This is a genomic window from Asanoa hainanensis (genome assembly GCF_900188485.1).
In the GTDB taxonomy this organism is placed as follows: domain Bacteria; phylum Actinomycetota; class Actinomycetes; order Mycobacteriales; family Micromonosporaceae; genus Asanoa; species Asanoa hainanensis.
Genome location: NZ_FZPH01000002.1, coordinates 427,536 through 445,743, shown reverse-complemented (window position 1 = coordinate 445,743; position 18,208 = coordinate 427,536). Strand labels below are relative to the sequence as shown.

Annotated in this window: 13 protein-coding genes and 1 pseudogene; 13 read left to right on the top strand and 1 reads right to left on the bottom strand. The window is 71.4% G+C overall.

Going from position 1 to position 18,208, the window contains the following annotated elements; translation table 11 throughout:
* Nucleotides 1-5: 5 nt before the first annotated feature.
* From CHC05_RS05920 to CHC05_RS05860, 13 genes and pseudogenes are all read left to right on the top strand, one after another.
* Nucleotides 6-1,274 carry an MFS transporter gene (locus CHC05_RS05920; protein WP_089246136.1) on the top strand — a complete coding sequence of 423 codons (1,269 nt, stop codon included), beginning with the start codon at nucleotides 6-8 and terminating at the stop codon, nucleotides 1,272-1,274.
* A gap of 96 nt (nucleotides 1,275-1,370) precedes the next feature.
* Nucleotides 1,371-3,374: a molybdopterin oxidoreductase family protein gene (locus CHC05_RS05915; protein WP_218824451.1), complete on the top strand. Its 2,004-nt coding sequence runs from the start codon at nucleotides 1,371-1,373 to the stop codon at nucleotides 3,372-3,374.
* Nucleotides 3,371-4,783: an FAD-dependent oxidoreductase gene (locus CHC05_RS05910; protein WP_089245486.1), complete on the top strand. Its 1,413-nt coding sequence runs from the start codon at nucleotides 3,371-3,373 to the stop codon at nucleotides 4,781-4,783. Before CHC05_RS05915 ends, CHC05_RS05910 begins: the two co-directional genes overlap by 4 nt.
* Nucleotides 4,780-7,223, top strand: a pseudogene (gene nirB / locus CHC05_RS05905) (nitrite reductase large subunit NirB). Before CHC05_RS05910 ends, nirB begins: the two are co-directional and overlap by 4 nt.
* The gene (gene nirD, locus CHC05_RS05900; protein ID WP_089245484.1) at nucleotides 7,220-7,540 is read left to right on the top strand and encodes a nitrite reductase small subunit NirD; all 321 of its coding nucleotides are present in this window, start codon (nucleotides 7,220-7,222) and stop codon (nucleotides 7,538-7,540) included. Before nirB ends, nirD begins: the two are co-directional and overlap by 4 nt.
* On the top strand, nucleotides 7,537-8,625 hold the full coding sequence (locus CHC05_RS05895) for a uroporphyrinogen-III synthase (protein ID WP_089245482.1): 1,089 nt from the start codon (nucleotides 7,537-7,539) through the stop codon (nucleotides 8,623-8,625). Before nirD ends, CHC05_RS05895 begins: the two co-directional genes overlap by 4 nt.
* A complete protein-coding gene (locus CHC05_RS05890; RefSeq protein WP_089245480.1) occupies nucleotides 8,622-9,263 on the top strand; it encodes a sirohydrochlorin chelatase in 642 nt (213 codons plus the stop codon). Before CHC05_RS05895 ends, CHC05_RS05890 begins: the two co-directional genes overlap by 4 nt.
* Nucleotides 9,264-9,398: 135 nt before the next feature.
* Nucleotides 9,399-10,442 carry a LacI family DNA-binding transcriptional regulator gene (locus CHC05_RS05885; protein ID WP_245870695.1) on the top strand — a complete coding sequence of 348 codons (1,044 nt, stop codon included), beginning with the start codon at nucleotides 9,399-9,401 and terminating at the stop codon, nucleotides 10,440-10,442.
* A gap of 80 nt (nucleotides 10,443-10,522) precedes the next feature.
* The gene (locus CHC05_RS05880) at nucleotides 10,523-11,833 is read left to right on the top strand and encodes an ABC transporter substrate-binding protein (RefSeq protein ID WP_089245476.1); all 1,311 of its coding nucleotides are present in this window, start codon (nucleotides 10,523-10,525) and stop codon (nucleotides 11,831-11,833) included.
* A gap of 60 nt (nucleotides 11,834-11,893) precedes the next feature.
* Complete coding sequence (locus CHC05_RS05875; RefSeq protein ID WP_089245474.1) at nucleotides 11,894-12,859, top strand: carbohydrate ABC transporter permease; 966 nt, start codon at nucleotides 11,894-11,896, stop codon at nucleotides 12,857-12,859.
* Between the two features lies 1 nt (nucleotide 12,860).
* A complete protein-coding gene (locus CHC05_RS05870) occupies nucleotides 12,861-13,745 on the top strand; it encodes a carbohydrate ABC transporter permease (protein ID WP_089245472.1) in 885 nt (294 codons plus the stop codon).
* The gene (gene yicI / locus CHC05_RS05865) at nucleotides 13,742-15,958 is read left to right on the top strand and encodes an alpha-xylosidase (RefSeq protein WP_089245470.1); all 2,217 of its coding nucleotides are present in this window, start codon (nucleotides 13,742-13,744) and stop codon (nucleotides 15,956-15,958) included. Before CHC05_RS05870 ends, yicI begins: the two co-directional genes overlap by 4 nt.
* Nucleotides 15,955-17,355 (top strand): GH1 family beta-glucosidase, encoded by a 1,401-nt coding sequence (locus tag CHC05_RS05860; protein WP_089245468.1) that lies wholly within the window; start codon nucleotides 15,955-15,957, stop codon nucleotides 17,353-17,355. The genes yicI and CHC05_RS05860 overlap by 4 nt, the downstream gene beginning before the upstream one ends.
* Here CHC05_RS05860 and CHC05_RS05855 read toward each other — a convergent pair.
* Entirely contained in the window at nucleotides 17,344-18,153 is an 810-nt protein-coding gene (locus CHC05_RS05855) for a helix-turn-helix domain-containing protein (RefSeq protein WP_089245466.1), read from the bottom strand. The two genes, CHC05_RS05860 and CHC05_RS05855, sit on opposite strands and share 12 nt — an antisense overlap.
* Nucleotides 18,154-18,208: the final 55 nt, after the last annotated feature.

The following is an 18,208-nucleotide window of genomic DNA, read 5'->3' as shown; positions in this document are numbered from 1 at the left end:
CCGCCATGACGACCGCTCTCACCCAGGTCCGGCCCGTCGAGCAACGTGGCTGGATCACCGACTGGCGTCCCGACGACGACGACTTCTGGGCGTCGACGGGCCGTCGGGTCGCGAAACGCAACCTCGTCTGGTCGATCGTCGTCGAGCATCTGGGCTTCTCGGTCTGGCTGCTCTGGAGCGCGGTCGCGGTCAGCCTGCCGGCGGCCGGGTTCGCGTTCTCCGTCGACCAGCTCTTCTGGCTCGTCGCTCTGCCCAACCTGGTCGGGGCGGCGATGCGCATCCCGTACACGGCGGCGGTGGCGCGGTTCGGCGGGCGGAACTGGACGACCGTCTCCAGCGCGCTGCTGCTCGTCCCGATCGGGCTGATGCTGGCCTGCGTGGCCAACCCGGGCACGCCCTACTGGGCGTTCGCCGTCGCGGCAGCCACCGCGGGGCTCGGCGGCGGCAACTTCGCGTCGTCGATGGCGAACATCTCCTACTTCTACCCGGAGCGCCACAAGGGCCTCGCGCTCGGTGTCAACGCGGCCGGCGGCAACCTCGGCGTGGCCGTCGTGCAGTTCGCGGTGCCGCTGGTGGTCGTGGCCGGCATCGCGTACGCCCCACTGCTCTGGCTGGTCCCGGTGTTGCTCGCCACCGCGTTCGCCTGGCTCCGGATGGACAACCTGGCGGTGTCCCGGACTCCCCTCAGACAACAGGCCGCAGCGCTCCGGCAGAAACACACCTGGGTCATGTCCTTCCTCTACATCGGCACGTTCGGGAGCTTCATCGGCTACTCCGCGGCGCTGCCGCTGCTGATCAAGGCCGAGTTCCCGGCCGTGGCCGGCGTGCACTTCGCCGCGCTCGGCCCGCTGGTCGGCTCCGCCGCGCGGCCCGTCGGTGGCTGGCTCGCGGACCGGCTCGGCGGCGCCCGGGTCACCGTCGCCGCCTTCGCCGTGATGGCCGCCGGTGTGGTCGCGGTGCTGGTCGGCCTGAAGACGAACGACTTCGCCCCGTTTCTCGCCGCGTTCCTGCTTCTCTTCGTGGCCAGCGGGGTCGGCAACGGCTCGACGTACCGGATGATCCCGGCGATCTTCGAAAAGAGGGCCGCGGCGGCGGTCATCGGGATCGCGGCCGCCGTCGGCGCGTTCGGCGGGTTCCTGATCCCGCGCGGGTTCGGTATGTCGATCAGCCGGACCGGCTCGATCGACGCCGCCCTGCTCGTCTTCCTGGCCGGCTACGCCGTCTGCCTGGTGGTCACCTGGTGGTGCTACCTGCGCCGGCCGACCGCCGTCTGATCTCACCGCCGCACGAAGGTCGATGTGATGCGCGATTTTCAACCCGGTAACAGCCGGGAGCCGACCCCGAAACGGCAGCTCGCGACCGTGATAGGCATGTCCGACACCCACTGCCCCTACTGCGCGCTCCAGTGCGCGATGAGGTTGCGGGCCGGCCCGGACGGGGTCGACGTCGAGGCGCGCGACTTCCCGACCAACCAGGGTGGCCTGTGCCAGAAGGGCTGGACGTCGGCCGACCTGCTGCGCCACCCCGAAAGGCTCACCACGCCACTGGTACACGACGGCGAAACGCTGCGGCCGGCGACCTGGCCGGAGGCGCTCGACCGCGTCGTGGCCGGCATCACCGCGATCCAGGAGCGGCACGGACGCGACGCCGTAGCGGTTTTCGGCGGGGGCGGGCTCACCAACGAGAAGGCGTACGCGCTGGGCCGGTTCGCCCGGGTCGCGCTGCGCACCAGCACGATCGACTACAACGGGCGGTTCTGCATGTCGTCGGCCGCCGCGGCCGGCAACCGGGCCTTCGGCGTCGACCGCGGGCTGCCGTTCCCGGTCGAGGACATCGCCGCCGCCGACGCGGTGCTGCTGGTCGGCGCGAACCCCGCCGAGACGATGCCGCCGTTCGTGCGCCACCTGGGCGGCGACGGGCTGGTCGTCGTCGACCCGCGGCGCACGGCCACCGCCCGGCTGGCCGCGCTGCACCTGCAACCGACTCCCGGCACCGACCTCGCGCTCGGCAACGGGCTCCTGCACATCGCGATCACCGAGGGGCACCTCGACCGGGCGTACGTGGACGCGCGCACCACCGGCTTCGACGCGGTCCGCGCCGCGGTGGCCCAGTGGTGGCCGGCCCGGGTCGAGCGGTTGACCGGTGTGCCGGTCGCCGACCTGTACGCGACCGTCGAACGCCTCGCGAACGCCCAGAAGGCGATGGTGCTCACCGCCCGCGGCGCGGAACAGCACGCCAAGGGCACGGACACGGTCACCGCGTTCGTCAACCTCGCGCTCGCCCTGGGCCTGCCCGGGCGGCGCGGCTCCGGCTACGGCTGCCTGACCGGGCAGGGCAACGGGCAGGGCGGACGCGAGCACGGGCAGAAGGCCGACCAGCTCCCGGGCTACCGGCGCATCGACGACCCGGCGGCCCGGGCGCACGTGGCGCGGGTGTGGGGCGTCGCGGCCGACGACATTCCCGGGGCCGGCCCGTCGGCGTACGAGCTGCTCAGCTCGGATGCCGTCCGCGCCCTGCTCGTGTTCGGGTCGAACCCGGTGGTCTCCGCGCCGCGGGCCGCCGGCGTGCGGCGCTGGCTGGGCGCGCTCGACCTGCTGGTGGTGGCGGACTTCGTGCTCTCCGAGACGGCCGCGCTGGCCGACGTCGTGCTGCCGACCGCGCAGTGGGCCGAGGAGGACGGCACGATGACCAACCTCGAGGGCAGGGTGATCCGCCGCCGACGAGCGACGCCGCCGCCAGCGGGCGTGCGGACCGACCTCGCCGTGCTGGCCGAGCTGTCCGGCCGGTTGGGCGCGCCGACCTCGAGCGACCCGCGAACGGTCTTCGCCGAGCTGGGCCGGGCCAGCTCCGGTGGCGTGGCCGACTACGCCGGGATCACGTACGAGCGGATCGACGCCGAAGGGGGCGTCTTCTGGCCCTGCCCCGACGAGTCGCACCCTGGCACCCCGCGGCTGTTCCTCGACCGGTTCGCCACACCTGACGGCCGCGCCCGGTTCACGCCGGTCGAGCACCGGCCGGCGGCCGAGGAGCCCGACGCGGACTTCCCGCTCTACCTGACGACCGGGCGGGTGCTGACTCAATACCAGTCCGGCGCGCAGACCCGCCGGATCGCGGCGCTGCCGGGCGACCCGTACGTGGAGCTCCACCCCGACCTCGCGAGCCGAATCGGGGTCGACGACGGCGCCCCGGTCACGGTCGCCACCCGGCGCGGCAGCGCGACGGCGCCGGCCCGGGTCAGCACGACGATCCGCGCCGACACCGTGTTCGTGCCGTTCCACTACGGCGGCGCGAACCTGCTCACCAACCCCGCACTCGACCCGATCTCCCGGATGCCGGAGTTCAAGGTCTGCGCGGCGCGGGTGGCACCCGCATGAGGGTCCTGGTGGTGGGCTACGGGATGGCGGGCTCGCGGGCGGTCGCCGAGCTGCGGTCGCGCGATGCCGACGTCAAGGTCACCGCACTGGGCGCCGAGCCGCACCGGCCGTACAACCGGATCCTGCTCTCGTCCCTGCTCGCCGGGAAGGTCGGCGAGGACGACCTGGCGATCTCGGCCGCACCGTCCGGGGCCGACGTGCGGCTCGGCGAGCGGGTGGTCGCCGTCGACCCGGGGCGCCGGGTCGTCCGCACGACGCGGGAAGAGCACGAGTACGACGCGTTGGTGCTGGCCACCGGCGGGTTGCCGGTGTTTCCGTCCTTGCAGGGCCTCGATTCGCCCGATGTGTACGCCTTCCGCACCCTCGACGACTGCCGACGGATCGTCGCGCGGGCCGACGGCGCGCGGCGAGCCGTCGTGCTCGGCGGCGGGCTGCTCGGTCTGGAGGCGGCCCGTGGCCTGGCCGGACGCGGCCTGGCGGTCGACGTCGTCCACGTCGGCACCCACCTCATGGATCGGCAACTCGACGGCGACGCCGGCCGTGTCCTGGCCCGCACGTTGGCCGGCCTCGGGGTCCGGACGCACGTCGGCGCGAGCGCCCGCGAGTGGACCGGCAACGCCCTGCACCTCGACGGCGCGGTGATCCCGGCCGATCTGCTTGTGCTCGCCTGCGGAGTTCGGCCCGACACCCGGCTCGCCGCCGCGGCTGGGCTCACCGTCGGCCGCGGCATCGTCGTCGACGACGCGATGCGGACCAGCGACCCGCACGTGTACGCGATCGGCGACTGCGCGGAGCATCGCGGCAGCGTGTACGGGCTCGTGGCGCCGGCCTGGGACCAGGCGGCCACGGTCGCCGACCGGATCACCGGCGGGCGCGCGGCGTACCGGGGATCGCGAGTGGTGACCCGGCTCAAGGCGAGCGACGTCGACCTCGCGGCCATGGGCTCGCTGGAGACCGGCGCCGACGCCGAGGTGGTCAGCTTCGCGGATCCGGCCCGCGGCACGTACGCCCGGCTGGTCCTCCACGAGAACCGGATCACCGGCGCCGTGCTGCTGGGCGACAACCCGGCGGTCGGCACCGTCGTGCAGCTCTTCGACCGCGACGCCGAGGCGCCGGCCGACCGGCGGACGTTGCTGCTCGGCCGCGCGCACGGCGCCGACCCGCCGGTCGCGGCCGACTCCCCCGCGCTGATGCCGGACGCGGCCGTCGTCTGCCGGTGCAACACGGTGCGGAAGGCGGCCATCACGGCGGTGTGGCGGGCCGGCGGGCGGACCGTCGCGGACGTCGCCGCGGCGACCCGCGCCACGACCGGCTGCGGCGGCTGCCGAGAAGCGGTGTGTGGACTCGTCGATTGGCTGTCCATGGTGGACCCGGACACGAGGGACCCTGACACGGAGGTCGCGGCATGAGACTGGTCGTCGTCGGCAACGGAATGGTCGGGCAGCGGCTCGTCGAGGCGCTCGCCGCCCGCGACACGGACGGCCGCTGGTCGGTGACCGTGCTGGCCGAGGAGCACCGGCGGGCGTACGACCGGGTGCGGCTGTCGGCCTATTTCGAGGGCGTGACGGCCGAGGAGCTCACCCTCGCTCCCGCCGGCGTGCCGTCCGGCACGGAGATCCGGCTCGGTGAGCCCGCACTGGAGGTGGACCGGGCGGCGCGGGTCGTGCGGACTTCGGCTGGGTCCTACCCGTACGACGCGCTGTGTTGGCGACCGGATCTCGCCCGTTCGTGCCGCCGGTTCCGGGTCACGACGCCCGTGGCTGCTTCGTCTACCGCACGCTGGACGACCTGGAAGCCCTGCGGGAGTACGCGAACGGCCGGTCGACCGGCATCGTCGTCGGTGGGGGCCTGCTCGGGCTCGAAGCGGCCAACGCCCTGCGGCTGCTGGGTTTGCGGACGTCCGTGGTGGAGTTCGCACCGCACCTGATGCCCATGCAGCTCGACCCGGCCGGTGGGGCGATGCTGCGCCGCCGGATCGAGGAGCTCGACATCGCGGTGCACACCGGCACCGGAGTGACCGCGATCGGGGCCGACGGGGAGCGGCTGCGGGTCGACACCGCCGGAGAGCTGGCCCTCGACACGGACCTGGTGGTCTTCGCGGCCGGCGTTCGCCCGCGCGACGACCTGGCCCGGGCCGCCGACCTCGCGGTCGGCGAACGCGGCGGCGTCCTGGTCGACGACGCGCTGCGGACCAGCGATCCGACCGTCTTCGCGATCGGCGAGTGCGCGGCCGTCGAGGGGCGTTGCTACGGATTGGTCGCCCCCGGCTACGCCATGGCCGACGTCGTCGTCGACCGGCTGCTGGGTGGCGAAGCGACCTTCGGGGGTGCCGACACGTCGACCAAGCTCAAGCTGCTCGGGGTCGACGTGGCCAGCTTCGGCCGGACCACTGGCGCGCTCGATGTCGTCTACGCCGACCCGGCCAACGGCCTCTACGCCAAGCTGGCGTTGACCGACGACGCGCGGACGCTGCTCGGCGGGATCCTGGTCGGGGACGCGAGCGCCTACGGTGCGCTGCGGGCCGCCGTAGGCGGGCCGGTTCCCGGCAGGCTGGCCGACTTCCTCTCGACCGGCGCACCGGACGTGGCGTTGCCGGGCGACGCGCAGGTCTGCAGCTGCAACAACGTCACCAAGGACCAGGTGTTGGCGGCGATCGGCGACGGGTGCGGCGACGTGCCGGCGGTCAAGGCGTGCACCCGGGCCGGCACCACGTGCGGGTCGTGCGTGCCGCTGCTCAAGTCGCTGCTCGCCGAGGCCGGCGTCGCGCAGTCGAAGGCGTTGTGCGAGCACTTCGCGTACTCCCGGCAGGAGCTCTTCGACCTGGTCCGGGTGCGCGGGATCCGCACGTTCTCGGCGCTGGTTTCCGCGCACGGCACCGGGCGCGGCTGTGACATCTGCAAGCCCACGGTGGCCTCGATTCTCGCCTCGCTCGGCAACGGGCACGTGCTCGACGGCGAGCAGGCCGCGCTGCAGGACACCAACGACCATTTCCTGGCCAACATCCAGCGCGACGGCACGTACTCTGTGGTGCCGCGGATACCCGGCGGCGAGATCACCCCCGAGCGGCTGATCGTGATCGGCGAGGTCGCCCGGGACTTCGGGCTCTACACGAAGATCACGGGTGGGCAACGGATCGACCTGCTCGGGGCGCGGGTCGAGCAGCTGCCGGAGATCTGGCGGCGGCTGGTCGCGGCCGGGTTCGAGTCGGGGCACGCGTACGGGAAGGCGTTGCGCACGGTGAAGTCGTGCGTCGGTTCGACGTGGTGCCGCTACGGGGTGCAGGACTCGGTCGGGCTGGCCGTGGCTTTGGAGCTGCGCTATCGGGGACTGCGGGCGCCACACAAAATCAAGTCGGCGGTGTCCGGCTGTGCGCGCGAGTGCGCGGAGGCCAGGAGCAAGGACTTCGGGATCATCGCGACGGAGCAGGGCTGGAATCTCTACGTCGGCGGCAACGGCGGTTTCCGGCCCCGGCACGCCGACCTATTCCTGTCTGATGTGGACACCGACACGCTGGTCCGGACCGTCGACCGCTTCCTCATGTACTACATCCGCACCGCCGACCGCCTCCAGCGCACGGCGGCCTGGATCGAGGGACTCGACGGCGGCCTGGACCACCTGCGCGCGGTCATCGTCGACGACCGGCTGGGCCTGTGCGCCGACCTCGACGCGGCGATGGCCCGGCACGTCGCATCTCATACGGACGAGTGGCGGGACGTGCTGGAGGATCCGGTGAAACTGCGGCGCTTCGTCTCGTTCATCAACGCGCCGTCGACGCCGGACCCGTCGATCTCGTTCGGCAGTGAGCGCGGGCAGCCCGTGCCTCTCGTGTCGTTGGGCCCCCGGGCATGACCTGGACACCGGTCTGCCGGTTCACCGACCTGCTCGCGGAGCGCGGCGTCGCCGCTCTGATCGGGGACGCGCAGGTGGCGGTTTTCCGACTGCACGACGACCGCGTGCGGGCGATCGGCAACCGCGACCCCGTCAGCGGCGCGCACGTGCTGTCCCGGGGTGTCGTCGGCAGCCGCGGCGACCGGCCGGTGGTGGCTTCGCCGATGCACAAGCAGGCGTACGACCTGGACACCGGCGAGTGTCTGGACGCGGACGCCCGCGTGCCGGTGTTCCCGGTCCGGGTCCGCGGCGGCGTGGTCGAGGTGGGCACGGCGTGACGCCGCTGCGGGGTTTCACGGTCGCGATCACCGCGGAACGGCGGCGGGACGAGCTCGGCGCGCTGCTGGAACGCCGCGGCGCCCGGGTGGTTTCGGCCCCCGCCATCACGATCATCCCGTTGCTGGACGACGCGGCGCTGCGGGCCGCGACGGTCGCGTGCGTCGAGCACGCCCCGGACGTCGTGGTCGCCACGACGGGCATCGGCTTCCGCGGCTGGCTGGAGGCGGCCGAGGGCTGGGGTGTCGGCGAGGAGCTGCGGGGCGGCCTGGGCGCGGCCCGGTTGATCGCGCGGGGAGCCAAGCCCTGCGGCGCGATCCGGGCGGCGGGCCTGACCGAGCAATGGTCGGCGCCGACGGAGTCGTGCGCGGAGATCCTCGACAAGCTGCTCGCCGAGGGCGTGGCCGGCCGGCGGATCGCGGTGCAGCTGCACGGCGGACCGCAGGACGAGTTCACGACGGCGCTCCGCACGGCCGGGGCGGAGGTCGTCGAGGTGCCGGTCTACCGCTGGACGGCCCGGGAGGACCAGGAGCCACTGCGCCGGCTGGTCGACCAGATCATCGGCGGGGTGGTCGACGCCGTCACCTTCACCAGCGCACCGGCGGTCACCGCGCTGCTGGACGCGGCCGGCGACGGGCGGGCACCGGCCGTGCTCGACGCCTTCCGGGACGGGGTGCTGGCGGCCTGCGTCGGCCCGGTCACAGCGGCCCCACTGCGCGAGCGCGATGTGCCGACGCTGGTGCCCGACCGGTCGCGACTGGGTGCCCTCGTCCGGGCGGTCACCGAGGCCCTACCCTCCCGGGCCCGACGACTGGAGGTGGCCGGACGGACCGTCGAGCTGCGCGGCCATGCCGCGATCGTCGACGGGGAGTTCCTTCCGCTGGCACCCGCCTCGATGGCGGTGCTGCGGGCCCTCGCTGCCCAGCCCGGCACGGTCGTCTCGCGGGCCCGCTTGGCGTCGGCCCTACCGAGCGGCACCCAGGGCGCCATCGACATGGCCGTGGCCCGCCTACGGTCCTCCCTCGGCTCCGCCGACCTGATCGAGACCGTGATCAAGCGCGGCTACCGCCTCCGGACGTCGGCATGACCCTGGTGCTCGTCGCTCATGGCACGCGGGTGCTGGCCGGGCAGGCGCAGGTCCGGGACCTCGCCCGGCGGGTGGCCCGCCGCCACGCCGGGGCCGTCCGGCTGGCCTACGTCGATGTCCAGGCGCCGCATGTCCGCGAGGTGGCGGCCGGGGCGGCGGTGGTCGTTCCCCTGCTGTTGACCGCTGGCCACCATGTCCGCGTCGACATCGCCCAGGCGTTCGCCGGCGGCGCGAGCCTCGCGCCGCCGCTCGGCACCGCCGGGCGGCTGCTCGGTGTGTTGGCCGACCGGCTCGCCGCCGCCGGGCCGGCGGACGCGGTCGTCCTGGCCGCCGCCGGGTCGAGCGACCCCCGCTCCCGCGCCGAGGTCGAAGCGACGGCCGCGGCCCTGCCGGTCCCGGCGTCCGTCGGCTACGCCGCGTCCGCGTCGCCCACGGTGCCCGAGGCGGTCCAGAGCCTGCGGGCCAACGGCGCCGAGCGGATCGTGATCTTGGCCTTTCTCCTGGCCGATGGCCGCTTCCACCGGGCCCTCCACCAAGCCGGCGCCGACGCGGTCACCCCGCCGCTAATCACCCACCCCGAGGTCGTCGACCTCGTCCTAGCCGCCGCCCGCACCCCCGCGGTGGCGTCTCCAGTTTGACCCGCTTTCGACATCAGCTATTGACGCCGCCGTAACACGTGACTTACGGTCTCGTCGAACCGGTTAGTCGAAACGCTTCGACAATCGGACGGGAGCGGTCCCACTGCAGGCCAAAGGAGGTGCGCGGTGGCTACGATGCATGACGTCGCCCGCCTTGCGCGCGTCTCCGTCAGCACGGTTTCCTACGTGCTCACCGGCACCCGGCCGATCTCCGACGCCACCCGGGCCCGCGTGCTCGAGGCCATGGCCACGCTCGACTACCAGCCCAACGCCATGGCGCGCGGGCTGGCCACCCGGCGCAGCCGGATAGTCGGCCTCCTGATGCCCATGAGCGAGCGCGGTTTCGGTGCCACCGAGACCGCTTTCGTGACCGGGGCGGCGGCCGCCGCCAGCGACGCGGGCTACCACCTGGTGCTCTCCCCCATCGGCGCCGGCGACCTCGACGACCTGCGCCGGCTCGCCAGCCAGCGGATGGTCGACGGCGTCGCGCTGATGGAGGTGCAGGTCGACGACGGGCGGGTCACCGCGCTCCAGGAACTCGGCGTGCCGCTGGTGCTGATCGGCCGGACCAGCGACACCACCGACATGTCGTACGTCGACATCGACTTCGACCAGACGGTCCGCGAAGCCGTCGACCACCTGGTCGGCCTCGGCCACCAGAAGATCGTCTACGTGAACCACTCGGCCGCCACCATCGCGGCCGGCTACGGCCCGGCGCTGCGCACCCGGGACTCGTTCGTCGCCGCGATGGCCGGCTACGGCCTGGAGCCCGTGATGATCCCGGCCGACGACAGCGCAGCCGGCGGGCGGGCCGCACTCGCCGAGGCGCTCGGCAAAGCCCCCGACCTCACCGCCGTTCTGGCCATGAACGAGAACGCCATCTTCGGCATCCTCGCGGAGCTCTCCGTGCGGGGCCGCCGGGTGCCGCACGACGTCTCGGTGGTCTCGATGGTGACGTCGCCGGCGGTGGCCGAGCTCGCCCATCCCGCCCTGACCGCGATGACCTCGCCGGGCGCGGCGTTGGGCCGGCTCGCGGTCGAGGCGTTGCTGCGCCAGCTCGACGGCACGGGCGCCCAGCACCAACAACTGTTGCCGTGCGCATTGGAGGTCCGGGGCTCGACGTGCCCGGTCGCACGGCCGAAGAACGAACTGACCGGCACGGGGCTGCCGGGCGGTTGACAAGCGACGGCCCGCCGCCGCGCTGCCACGCAACGGCGGGCCAGTAAGTACCGGGCTCGATACTCAACAGGAGGATAGCAATGGGGCGATTCCGCAAGCTGGGCGTCGCGGTCGCGTTGGCCGCGATAGCCGGCACGACGCTGGCCGCGTGCGGCAGCGACGACGGCGGTGCCGCGGAAGGCAGTGACGCCAAGGTTCTCAAGCTCTGGCACTACGAGAGCGAGAACAGCGCGATGGGCATCGCGTGGGACAAGGCGATCGAGATCTTCAAGACCGAGCACCCCGGCGTGCAGGTGACGTTCGAGCGCAAGGCGTTCGAGCAGATCCAGCAGAACGCCGGCATGATCATCAACTCGGACGAAGGTCCGGACATCATGGAGTACAACAAGGGCAACGCCACGGCGGGCCTGCTGTCCTCCCAGGGCCTGCTGACCGACCTGACCGAAGAGGCCACCAAGCGTGGCTGGGACAAGGAACTGAGCCCCAGCCTGCAGACCACCGCCCGTTACAGCGACAAGGGCGTGATGGGCGAAGGCAACTGGTACGGCGTGCCGAACTACGGCGAGTACGTCATGGTCTATTACAACAAGGACCTGTTCGACAAGAACGGCATCGCCGTACCCACCACGTACGACGAGTTCACCCAGGCGATGGACAAGTTCGTCGCCAAGGGCATCACCCCGCTGGCCGAGGCCGGTGCGGAGTACCCGGCCGGGCAGCTGTTCTACCAGCTCGCGCTGAGCAAGGCCGACCGCTCGTTCGTCGACAACTACCAGCTCTACAAGAACCCGGTCGACTTCAAGGCCGACCCGCTGAAGTACGGCGCGGAGACCTTCGCGGACTACGTGGCCAAGGGCTACGTCTCCAAGGAGTCGGCGAGCCTCAAGGCCGAGGACATGGGCACCGCGTTCATCTCCGGCAAGGCGCCGATGATCGTCTCGGGTAGCTGGTGGTACGGCCGCTTCAAGGACGAGATGAAGGCGAACTGGGACTCGTTCCTGTTCCCCGGCAACAAGTTCAGCGCCGGCTCGTCCGGCAACCTCTGGGTCGTTCCGACCAGCAGCAAGGCCAAGAGCCTCGCGTACGACTTCATCGACATCACCATGCGTCCGGAGATCCAGGCGCTGATCGGCAACAACGGTGGTGTCCCGGTGAAGGCCGACGCCTCGCAGATCACCGACCCGAAGAACAAGAAGCTGATCGAGAACTTCAACACCGTCAGCTCGCAGGACGGTCTGGCCTTCTACCCGGACTGGCCGGTTCCCGGCTACTACGACGTCCTGGTCTCGGGCTTCCAGAGCCTGATCAACGGGTCCAAGACCCCCGACCAGGTGCTCGACGCGATCGCCAAGCCGTACGACGACGGCGTCAAGGAGATCACCGGTAAGTAAGTCGGCTTACGGGCGCGCCGGCCACGGCCGGTGCGCCCGTCCCGCCGGGAAGGATCTCCCATGGCACTCACCGAGACCTCGGCCGCCCAGCAGCGGCCGGCCACCCCCGCCGCACCGAAGCCGCCCAAGCGCAAGCGCGGCGGCGCCGGTTACTGGCTCTACCTGCTGCCCGGCGCGCTGCTGTTCCTGGTCGTCATCGGCGGGCCGCTGATCGCCACGGTCTACCTGTCGCTGACCAAGTGGTCCGGCATCGGCGACCCGACGTTCATCGGCTTCGACAACTACACGCGACTCTTCCAGGACGAGGTGTTCTGGCAGTCGTTCAAGAACACCGTCGCCATGATCATCGCGATGGTGGTCGTACCGACGCTGGCCGGTCTGGTCCTCGCGTCCGTGCTCTTCGACGTGATCGGGCGCAAGTTCAAACCCCGCACCGCCTCGGCCCTGCGCGCCGCGTTCTACCTGCCGCAGGTGCTCCCGGTCGTGGTGGCCGGCATCGTCTGGGGCTGGATCCTGCGGCCCGACGGCGCGTTCAACGGGCTGCTCGACGTGATCGGTCTCGGTGCCCTGCGGCACGACTGGCTGGGTGACCCGAACACGGCGCTGCCCAGCGTCATGGGCGTGATGATCTGGGTGCAGATCGGCTACCCGGTGGTCGTCTTCATGGCGGCGCTGCAGCGGATCGACCCGGAGCTCCACGAGGCCGCCGAGGTCGACGGGGCCAACTGGTGGCACCGGTTCAAGGCGATCACCCTGCCGCAGATCCGGCCCGAGACCTTCGTGGTCGCGCTGACCTGCACGATCGCCGCGCTGAAGGTGTTCGGCCCGGTGTTCGCGCTGACCCGCGGCGGCCCGGAGAACGCGACCAACGTGCCGTCGTACTTCGCGTACTACACGTTCTTCAAGAAGCTCCAGGTCGGCTACGGCTCGGCGATCTCCACCGTGCTGACGCTGATCATCATCATCGTGGCCGCGGTGTTCATCTACCTGCAGTACCGCAACGAGCGCCAGGACCGGGAGGTCTGACATGGCCGTCACAACCATCACGGCCGGCCGGCCCAAGAGCCCGCGGAAGTCCAGCGACCGGCACCGCCGCGGCGTCAGCCGCTGGATCATCCTGGCCCTGGTCACCATCGCCGCCCTCGCGATGCTGGTGCCCTTCGTGTTCATGCTGCTCAACGCGTTCAAGTCACCCGGTGACTACTCCACGGGCGGCCCGCTGAGCTGGCCGTCGGAGTTCTACACCAAGGGCCTGAGCAACTACTGGCACCAGGTCAACTTCCCGCTGAAGCTCTGGAACTCGCTGCTCATCGCCGGCTCCGTCGCGGTGCTCGGCGTGGTCGTCTCGCTGCTCAACGCGTACGCCCTGGGCATCGGTCGGGTCAAGGGCCGGCTCTGGATCGTCGGCCTGTTCCTGCTGGCCAACATGCTGCCGCAGGAAGCGCTGATCTACCCGCTGTACTACGCGGCGAAGCAGGTCGGCCTCTACAACACCCAGCTCTCGGTGATCATCATCTTCACGGTCATCCAGAGCGCGTTCGGCACCTACCTGCTGGCCTCCGTGCTCAGCACCTTCCCCAAGTCGGTGCTGGAGGCGGCGTCGCTGGACGGTGCGGGCAAGTGGACGGTGCTGTGGCGGGTGGTGTTCCCCAACCTGCGGCCCACCCTCGCGGTGCTGCTCATCTTCTTCTTCATCTGGACCTGGAACGAGTTCCTGATCCCCCTGGTCATGCTCATCGACAACAGCACACAGACCATCCCGGTCGCGCTGGCCTCGTTGCAGGGTGACCGGCTGATGGACGCACCGACCACGAACGCGGGCGCGCTGATCAGCCTCATTCCGGCTGTCCTCTTCTTCATCATCTTCCAGCGCACGCTTTCGCGCGGCATCACGGCAGGAGCCGAGAAGTGAAGTTCACCGACGGGTACTGGCAACTGCGACCGGGGGTCAGCGTTCTGCGCCCCGGCGTGGTCGAGTCGGTCGAGCTCGAAGAGCGCGGGTTCACCGCGTACGCACCCACCGGCCGCGTGGTCACGCGCGGCGACACCCTCAACCGCCCGGTCGTCACCGCCCGGTTCTTCTCCCCCGCCGACGGCGTCATCGGTGTCACCATCGCCCACCACCTCGGCGGGGTGCCGCGCACTCCGGTGTTCGAGGTGGCCAGCGGCGAGGACCACCCGGTGACGGTGGACGTCTCGGGGCTGTCCGCCACGATCACCGCCGGCGAGCTGACCGCCCGCGTCGCGCTCGTCGACGGATGGCGGGTCGACTTCCTGCACGGCGACCGGGTGCTCACCTCGTCGACCGGGCGCAGCGTCGGCTTGGTCACCGACGCCGAGGGCACGGCGTACGTGCACGACCGGCTGGCGATCGGTGTCGGCGAGTCGCTCTACGGGCTCGGTGAGCGGTTCGGCGCGTTCGTCAAGAACGGCCAGACCGTCGACATCTGGAACGCCGACGGCGGCACCGCGAGCGAGCAGGCGTACAAGAACGTCCCGTTCTATCTCAGCAACCGCGGCTACGGCGTCTTCGTCGACCACCCCGAGCACGTCTCGTTCGAGCTCGGCTCGGAGGTCGTGTCGGAGGCCCAGTTCAGCGTCGAGGGCCAGACCCTGACCTACTACCTGATCGACGGGCCGACCCCGAAGGACGTGCTGCGTCGCTACACCGCGCTGACCGGCCGCCCGGCGCGGGTACCCGCGTGGTCCTACGGGCTCTGGCTCTCGACCTCGTTCACCACGAACTACGACGAGAAGACCGTCACCGAGTTCATCGACGGGATGGCCGAGCGCGACCTGCCGCTGTCGGTGTTCCACTTCGACTGCTTCTGGATGCGGCAGTTCCACTGGGTCGACTTCGTGTGGGACCCGGCGACGTTCCCCGATCCCGAGGGCATGTTGCGCCGGCTGCACGAGCGCGGCCTCAAGGTGTGCGTCTGGATCAACCCGTACATCGCGCAACGCTCGTACCTGTTCGAGGAGGGCCGCGCTCTTGGCTACCTCGTCAAGCGGGCGGACGGCTCGGTCTGGCAGTGGGACAAGTGGCAGGCCGGCATGGCGCTGGTCGACTTCACCAACCCGGACGCGGTCGCCTGGTTCCAGAGCAAGCTCAAGGTGCTGCTCGACATGGGCGTCGACTCGTTCAAGACGGACTTCGGCGAGCGCATCCCGACCGACGTCGTCTGGCACGACGGCTCGGACCCGCAGCGGATGCACAACTACTACGCGCAGGCGTACAACAAGGCGGTCTTCGGATTGCTGGAACGGGAGCGGGGCGTCGGAGAGGCGGTCGTCTTCGCCCGGTCCGCCACCGCCGGCGGGCAGCAGTTCCCGGTGCACTGGGGCGGCGACTGCGAGTCGACGTTCGCCGCGATGGCCGAGTCGCTGCGCGGCGGGCTGTCGCTGGCCGCCTCCGGCTTCGGCTACTGGAGCCACGACATCGGCGGCTTCGAGGGCACGCCGGACCCGGCGGTGTTCAAGCGCTGGGTCGCCTTCGGCCTGCTCTCGTCGCACTCCCGGTTGCACGGCTCCGGCTCGTACCGGGTCCCGTGGGCGTTCGACGGCGAGGCGGTCGACGTGCTCCGGCACTTCACCAAGCTCAAGCTGTCGCTGATGCCGTACCTGGCCGCGGTCGCCGACGAGGCGCACCGCGAGGGCCTGCCGATGATGCGCCCGATGGTGCTGGAGTTCCCGGACGACCCGACCGCGGCGTACCTGGACCGGCAGTACATGCTCGGCCCGGACGTGCTGGTCGCGCCCGTGATGAGCGCCGACGGCGAGGTCACGTTCTACGTGCCGGCCGGCACGTGGACCCACCTGGTGACCGGGGCCCAGCTCACCGGTCCCGCGTGGGTGACGGAGAAGCACGAGTTCGACAGCGTGCCGGTGCTGGCCCGGCCGGGCGCCGTGATCCCGTTCGGCTCCCGCGACGACAAACCGGACTACGAATGGGCCGACGGCGTACGCCTGCGCGCGTTCGCACCGGCCGAAGGACAGCGGACCCGGGTGCGGGTGCCCTCGCCGGGCGACGGTGGCGGTGCCGAGTTCGAGGTGCGATACGACAATGGTGAGGTTGCCGCGGAACTGGTCGCGGGATCGTCGTCGGGTTACGAGGTGGGGCTGTGACGGAGTACGTCTTTCCGAAGGATTTCGTGTGGGGCTCGGCTACGGCCGCGTACCAGATCGAGGGTGGTGCGACCGAGGACGGCCGCGGCCCGTCGATCTGGGACACCTACAGCCACACGCCGGGGCGCACGCTCAACGGCGACACGGGTGACGTGGCAGCGGACCACTACCACCGGTGGCCGGAGGACCTCGGGCACATCAAGGACCTCGGCCTCGGCGCGTACCGGTTCTCGATCTCCTGGCCGCGGGTGCAGCCGGGCGGCTCCGGCGCGTTCAACCAGGCCGGGATCGACTTCTACTCGCGGCTGGTCGACGGGCTGCTGGAGCGCGGCGTTCGTCCGGTCGCGACGATGTACCACTGGGACCTGCCGCAGGAGCTCGAGGACGCCGACGGCTGGGCGTCGCGGGAGACCGCGCTGCGCTTCCGCGACTACGCCGCCGGCATCGTCGGGGCGCTCGGCGACCGCGTGCACACGTGGACGACGTTCAACGAGCCGTGGTGCTCGGCGTACCTGGGTTACGCGTCCGGCGTACACGCGCCCGGCCGCACTTCTCCCGCCGCCGCCCTGGCTGCCGTCCACCACCTGAACCTGGCGCACGGCCTGGCCGGCCGGGTGGTCCGGGAGCTCGCGCCGTCGGCCGACCTGTCGGTGACGCTGAACCTGCACGTGATCCGCCCGGCGACGGACTCGGCCGCGGACCACGACGCGGTGCGGCGGATCGACGCGCTGGCCAACCGGGCGTTCCTCGGCCCGATGCTGGACGGCGCGTACCCGGCCGACCTGCTGGCCGACACCGCTTCGGTCACCGACTGGTCGTTCGTCCACGACGGCGACGAGAAGCAGATCGCGGTGCCGCTGGACGTGCTGGGCGTCAACTACTACTCCAGCACGCTGGTCCGCGCCTGGGACGGTGTCTCGGAGCGGTCGTCCGCCGACGGCCACGGCGCGTCGACGGCCTCGCCGTGGGTCGCCGCGGACAACGTCGAGTTCCTGCCGCAGCCGGGCCCGTACACGGCGATGGGTTGGAACATCGACCCGGAGGCGTTCACCGAGCTGCTGCTGAGCCTGCGCGACCGCTACCCGAACCAGCCGCTGATGATCACCGAGAACGGCGCCGCCTTCGACGACGTCGTGTCGCCCGACGGGACGATCCAGGACGACCGGCGGATCGACTACCTGCGCCGGCACATCGCGGCGGTGGGTTCGGCCAGGGAGCAGGGTGCCGACGTCCGCGGCTACTTCCTGTGGTCGCTGCTCGACAACTTCGAGTGGGGCTACGGGTACGACCGCCGGTTCGGCATCATCCGGGTGGACTACGACACCCAGGTGCGCACGTGGAAGCAGAGCGCCCACTGGTACCAGGCGCTCGCCGCCAGCGGCCGCCTAGCGCAGTAGCCGTTCCAGGGCCGCCTCCGAGGCGGATCCTGGCTCTGTGCTGTAGACGTACAACGTCTGGTCGTCGGTGCCCGAGACGGGGAACGCCTCGTAGGCGACCGTCAGGTCACCGACGACCGGATGGCAGTAGCGCTTGTGGCCGCGCTTGTGTTGCACCACGTCGTGCTGCGACCACCAGCGGGCGAACTCCGGTGACGCGGCCGTGAGCTCCTCGACCAACGCGCCCAGTCGCCGGTCGTCGGGGAAGCGGCCGGCCTGGCGGCGCAGGGACGCCACGTTGTCGCGCGCGACCACGTCCCAGTCCGCGTAGCGTTCGCGGGCCAGCGGGTCGAGGAACACCCACCGGGCGTGGTTGCGCTCGTGCGGCGGGCGCGCGTCGAAGTCCACCAGGAGCCGGCGGGCGGCCTCGTTCGTGCCCAGGATGGCCAGGCAGCGGCCCAGGACGAACGCTGGAGTCCGCATCGCGTCGAGCACCCACCGCAGCTCCCGCCGCAGCTCGTAGCGGCCCTCGTCGCTGATGATCTGCCCGTGCACGAGCGTCACCAGGTGCGCGTGCTCGTCCTCGCTCAACCGCAGTGCCTGCCCGACGCGCAGCAGGATGTCGTTGGACGGCGCTACGCGGCCCTGCTCGAACCGCGTGTAGTAGTCGACGCTGACGGCCACGATCTGGGCGACCTCTTCGCGGCGCAGCCCTTCGACGCGCCGCGGCCCGGTGCCATCCGGAATGCCGACCTGTGCCGGCGTCAACCGTGCCCGCCGCGCCCGCAGAAACTCCCGCAAAGCCTCATTACCGGGCATTTCGTCATTATACGTCGATGCCGGGTGGGTCTGCTGGACCGATGGTTGAGGCGAC

Excerpts from the sequence above, each read along its gene's own strand:
- CHC05_RS05920 (WP_089246136.1), top strand. The coding sequence starts at position 6 with ATGACGACCGCTCTCACCCAGGTCCGGCCCGTCGAGCAACGTGGCTGG.
- CHC05_RS05915 (WP_218824451.1), top strand. The coding sequence starts at position 1,371 with ATGTCCGACACCCACTGCCCCTACTGCGCGCTCCAGTGCGCGATGAGG.
- CHC05_RS05910 (WP_089245486.1), top strand. The coding sequence starts at position 3,371 with ATGAGGGTCCTGGTGGTGGGCTACGGGATGGCGGGCTCGCGGGCGGTC.
- nirD (WP_089245484.1), top strand. The coding sequence starts at position 7,220 with ATGACCTGGACACCGGTCTGCCGGTTCACCGACCTGCTCGCGGAGCGC.
- CHC05_RS05890 (WP_089245480.1), top strand. The coding sequence starts at position 8,622 with ATGACCCTGGTGCTCGTCGCTCATGGCACGCGGGTGCTGGCCGGGCAG.
- CHC05_RS05885 (WP_245870695.1), top strand. The coding sequence starts at position 9,399 with ATGCATGACGTCGCCCGCCTTGCGCGCGTCTCCGTCAGCACGGTTTCC.
- CHC05_RS05880 (WP_089245476.1), top strand. The coding sequence starts at position 10,523 with ATGGGGCGATTCCGCAAGCTGGGCGTCGCGGTCGCGTTGGCCGCGATA.
- CHC05_RS05875 (WP_089245474.1), top strand. The coding sequence starts at position 11,894 with ATGGCACTCACCGAGACCTCGGCCGCCCAGCAGCGGCCGGCCACCCCC.
- CHC05_RS05870 (WP_089245472.1), top strand. The coding sequence starts at position 12,861 with ATGGCCGTCACAACCATCACGGCCGGCCGGCCCAAGAGCCCGCGGAAG.
- CHC05_RS05855 (WP_089245466.1), bottom strand. The coding sequence starts at position 18,153 with ATGCCCGGTAATGAGGCTTTGCGGGAGTTTCTGCGGGCGCGGCGGGCA.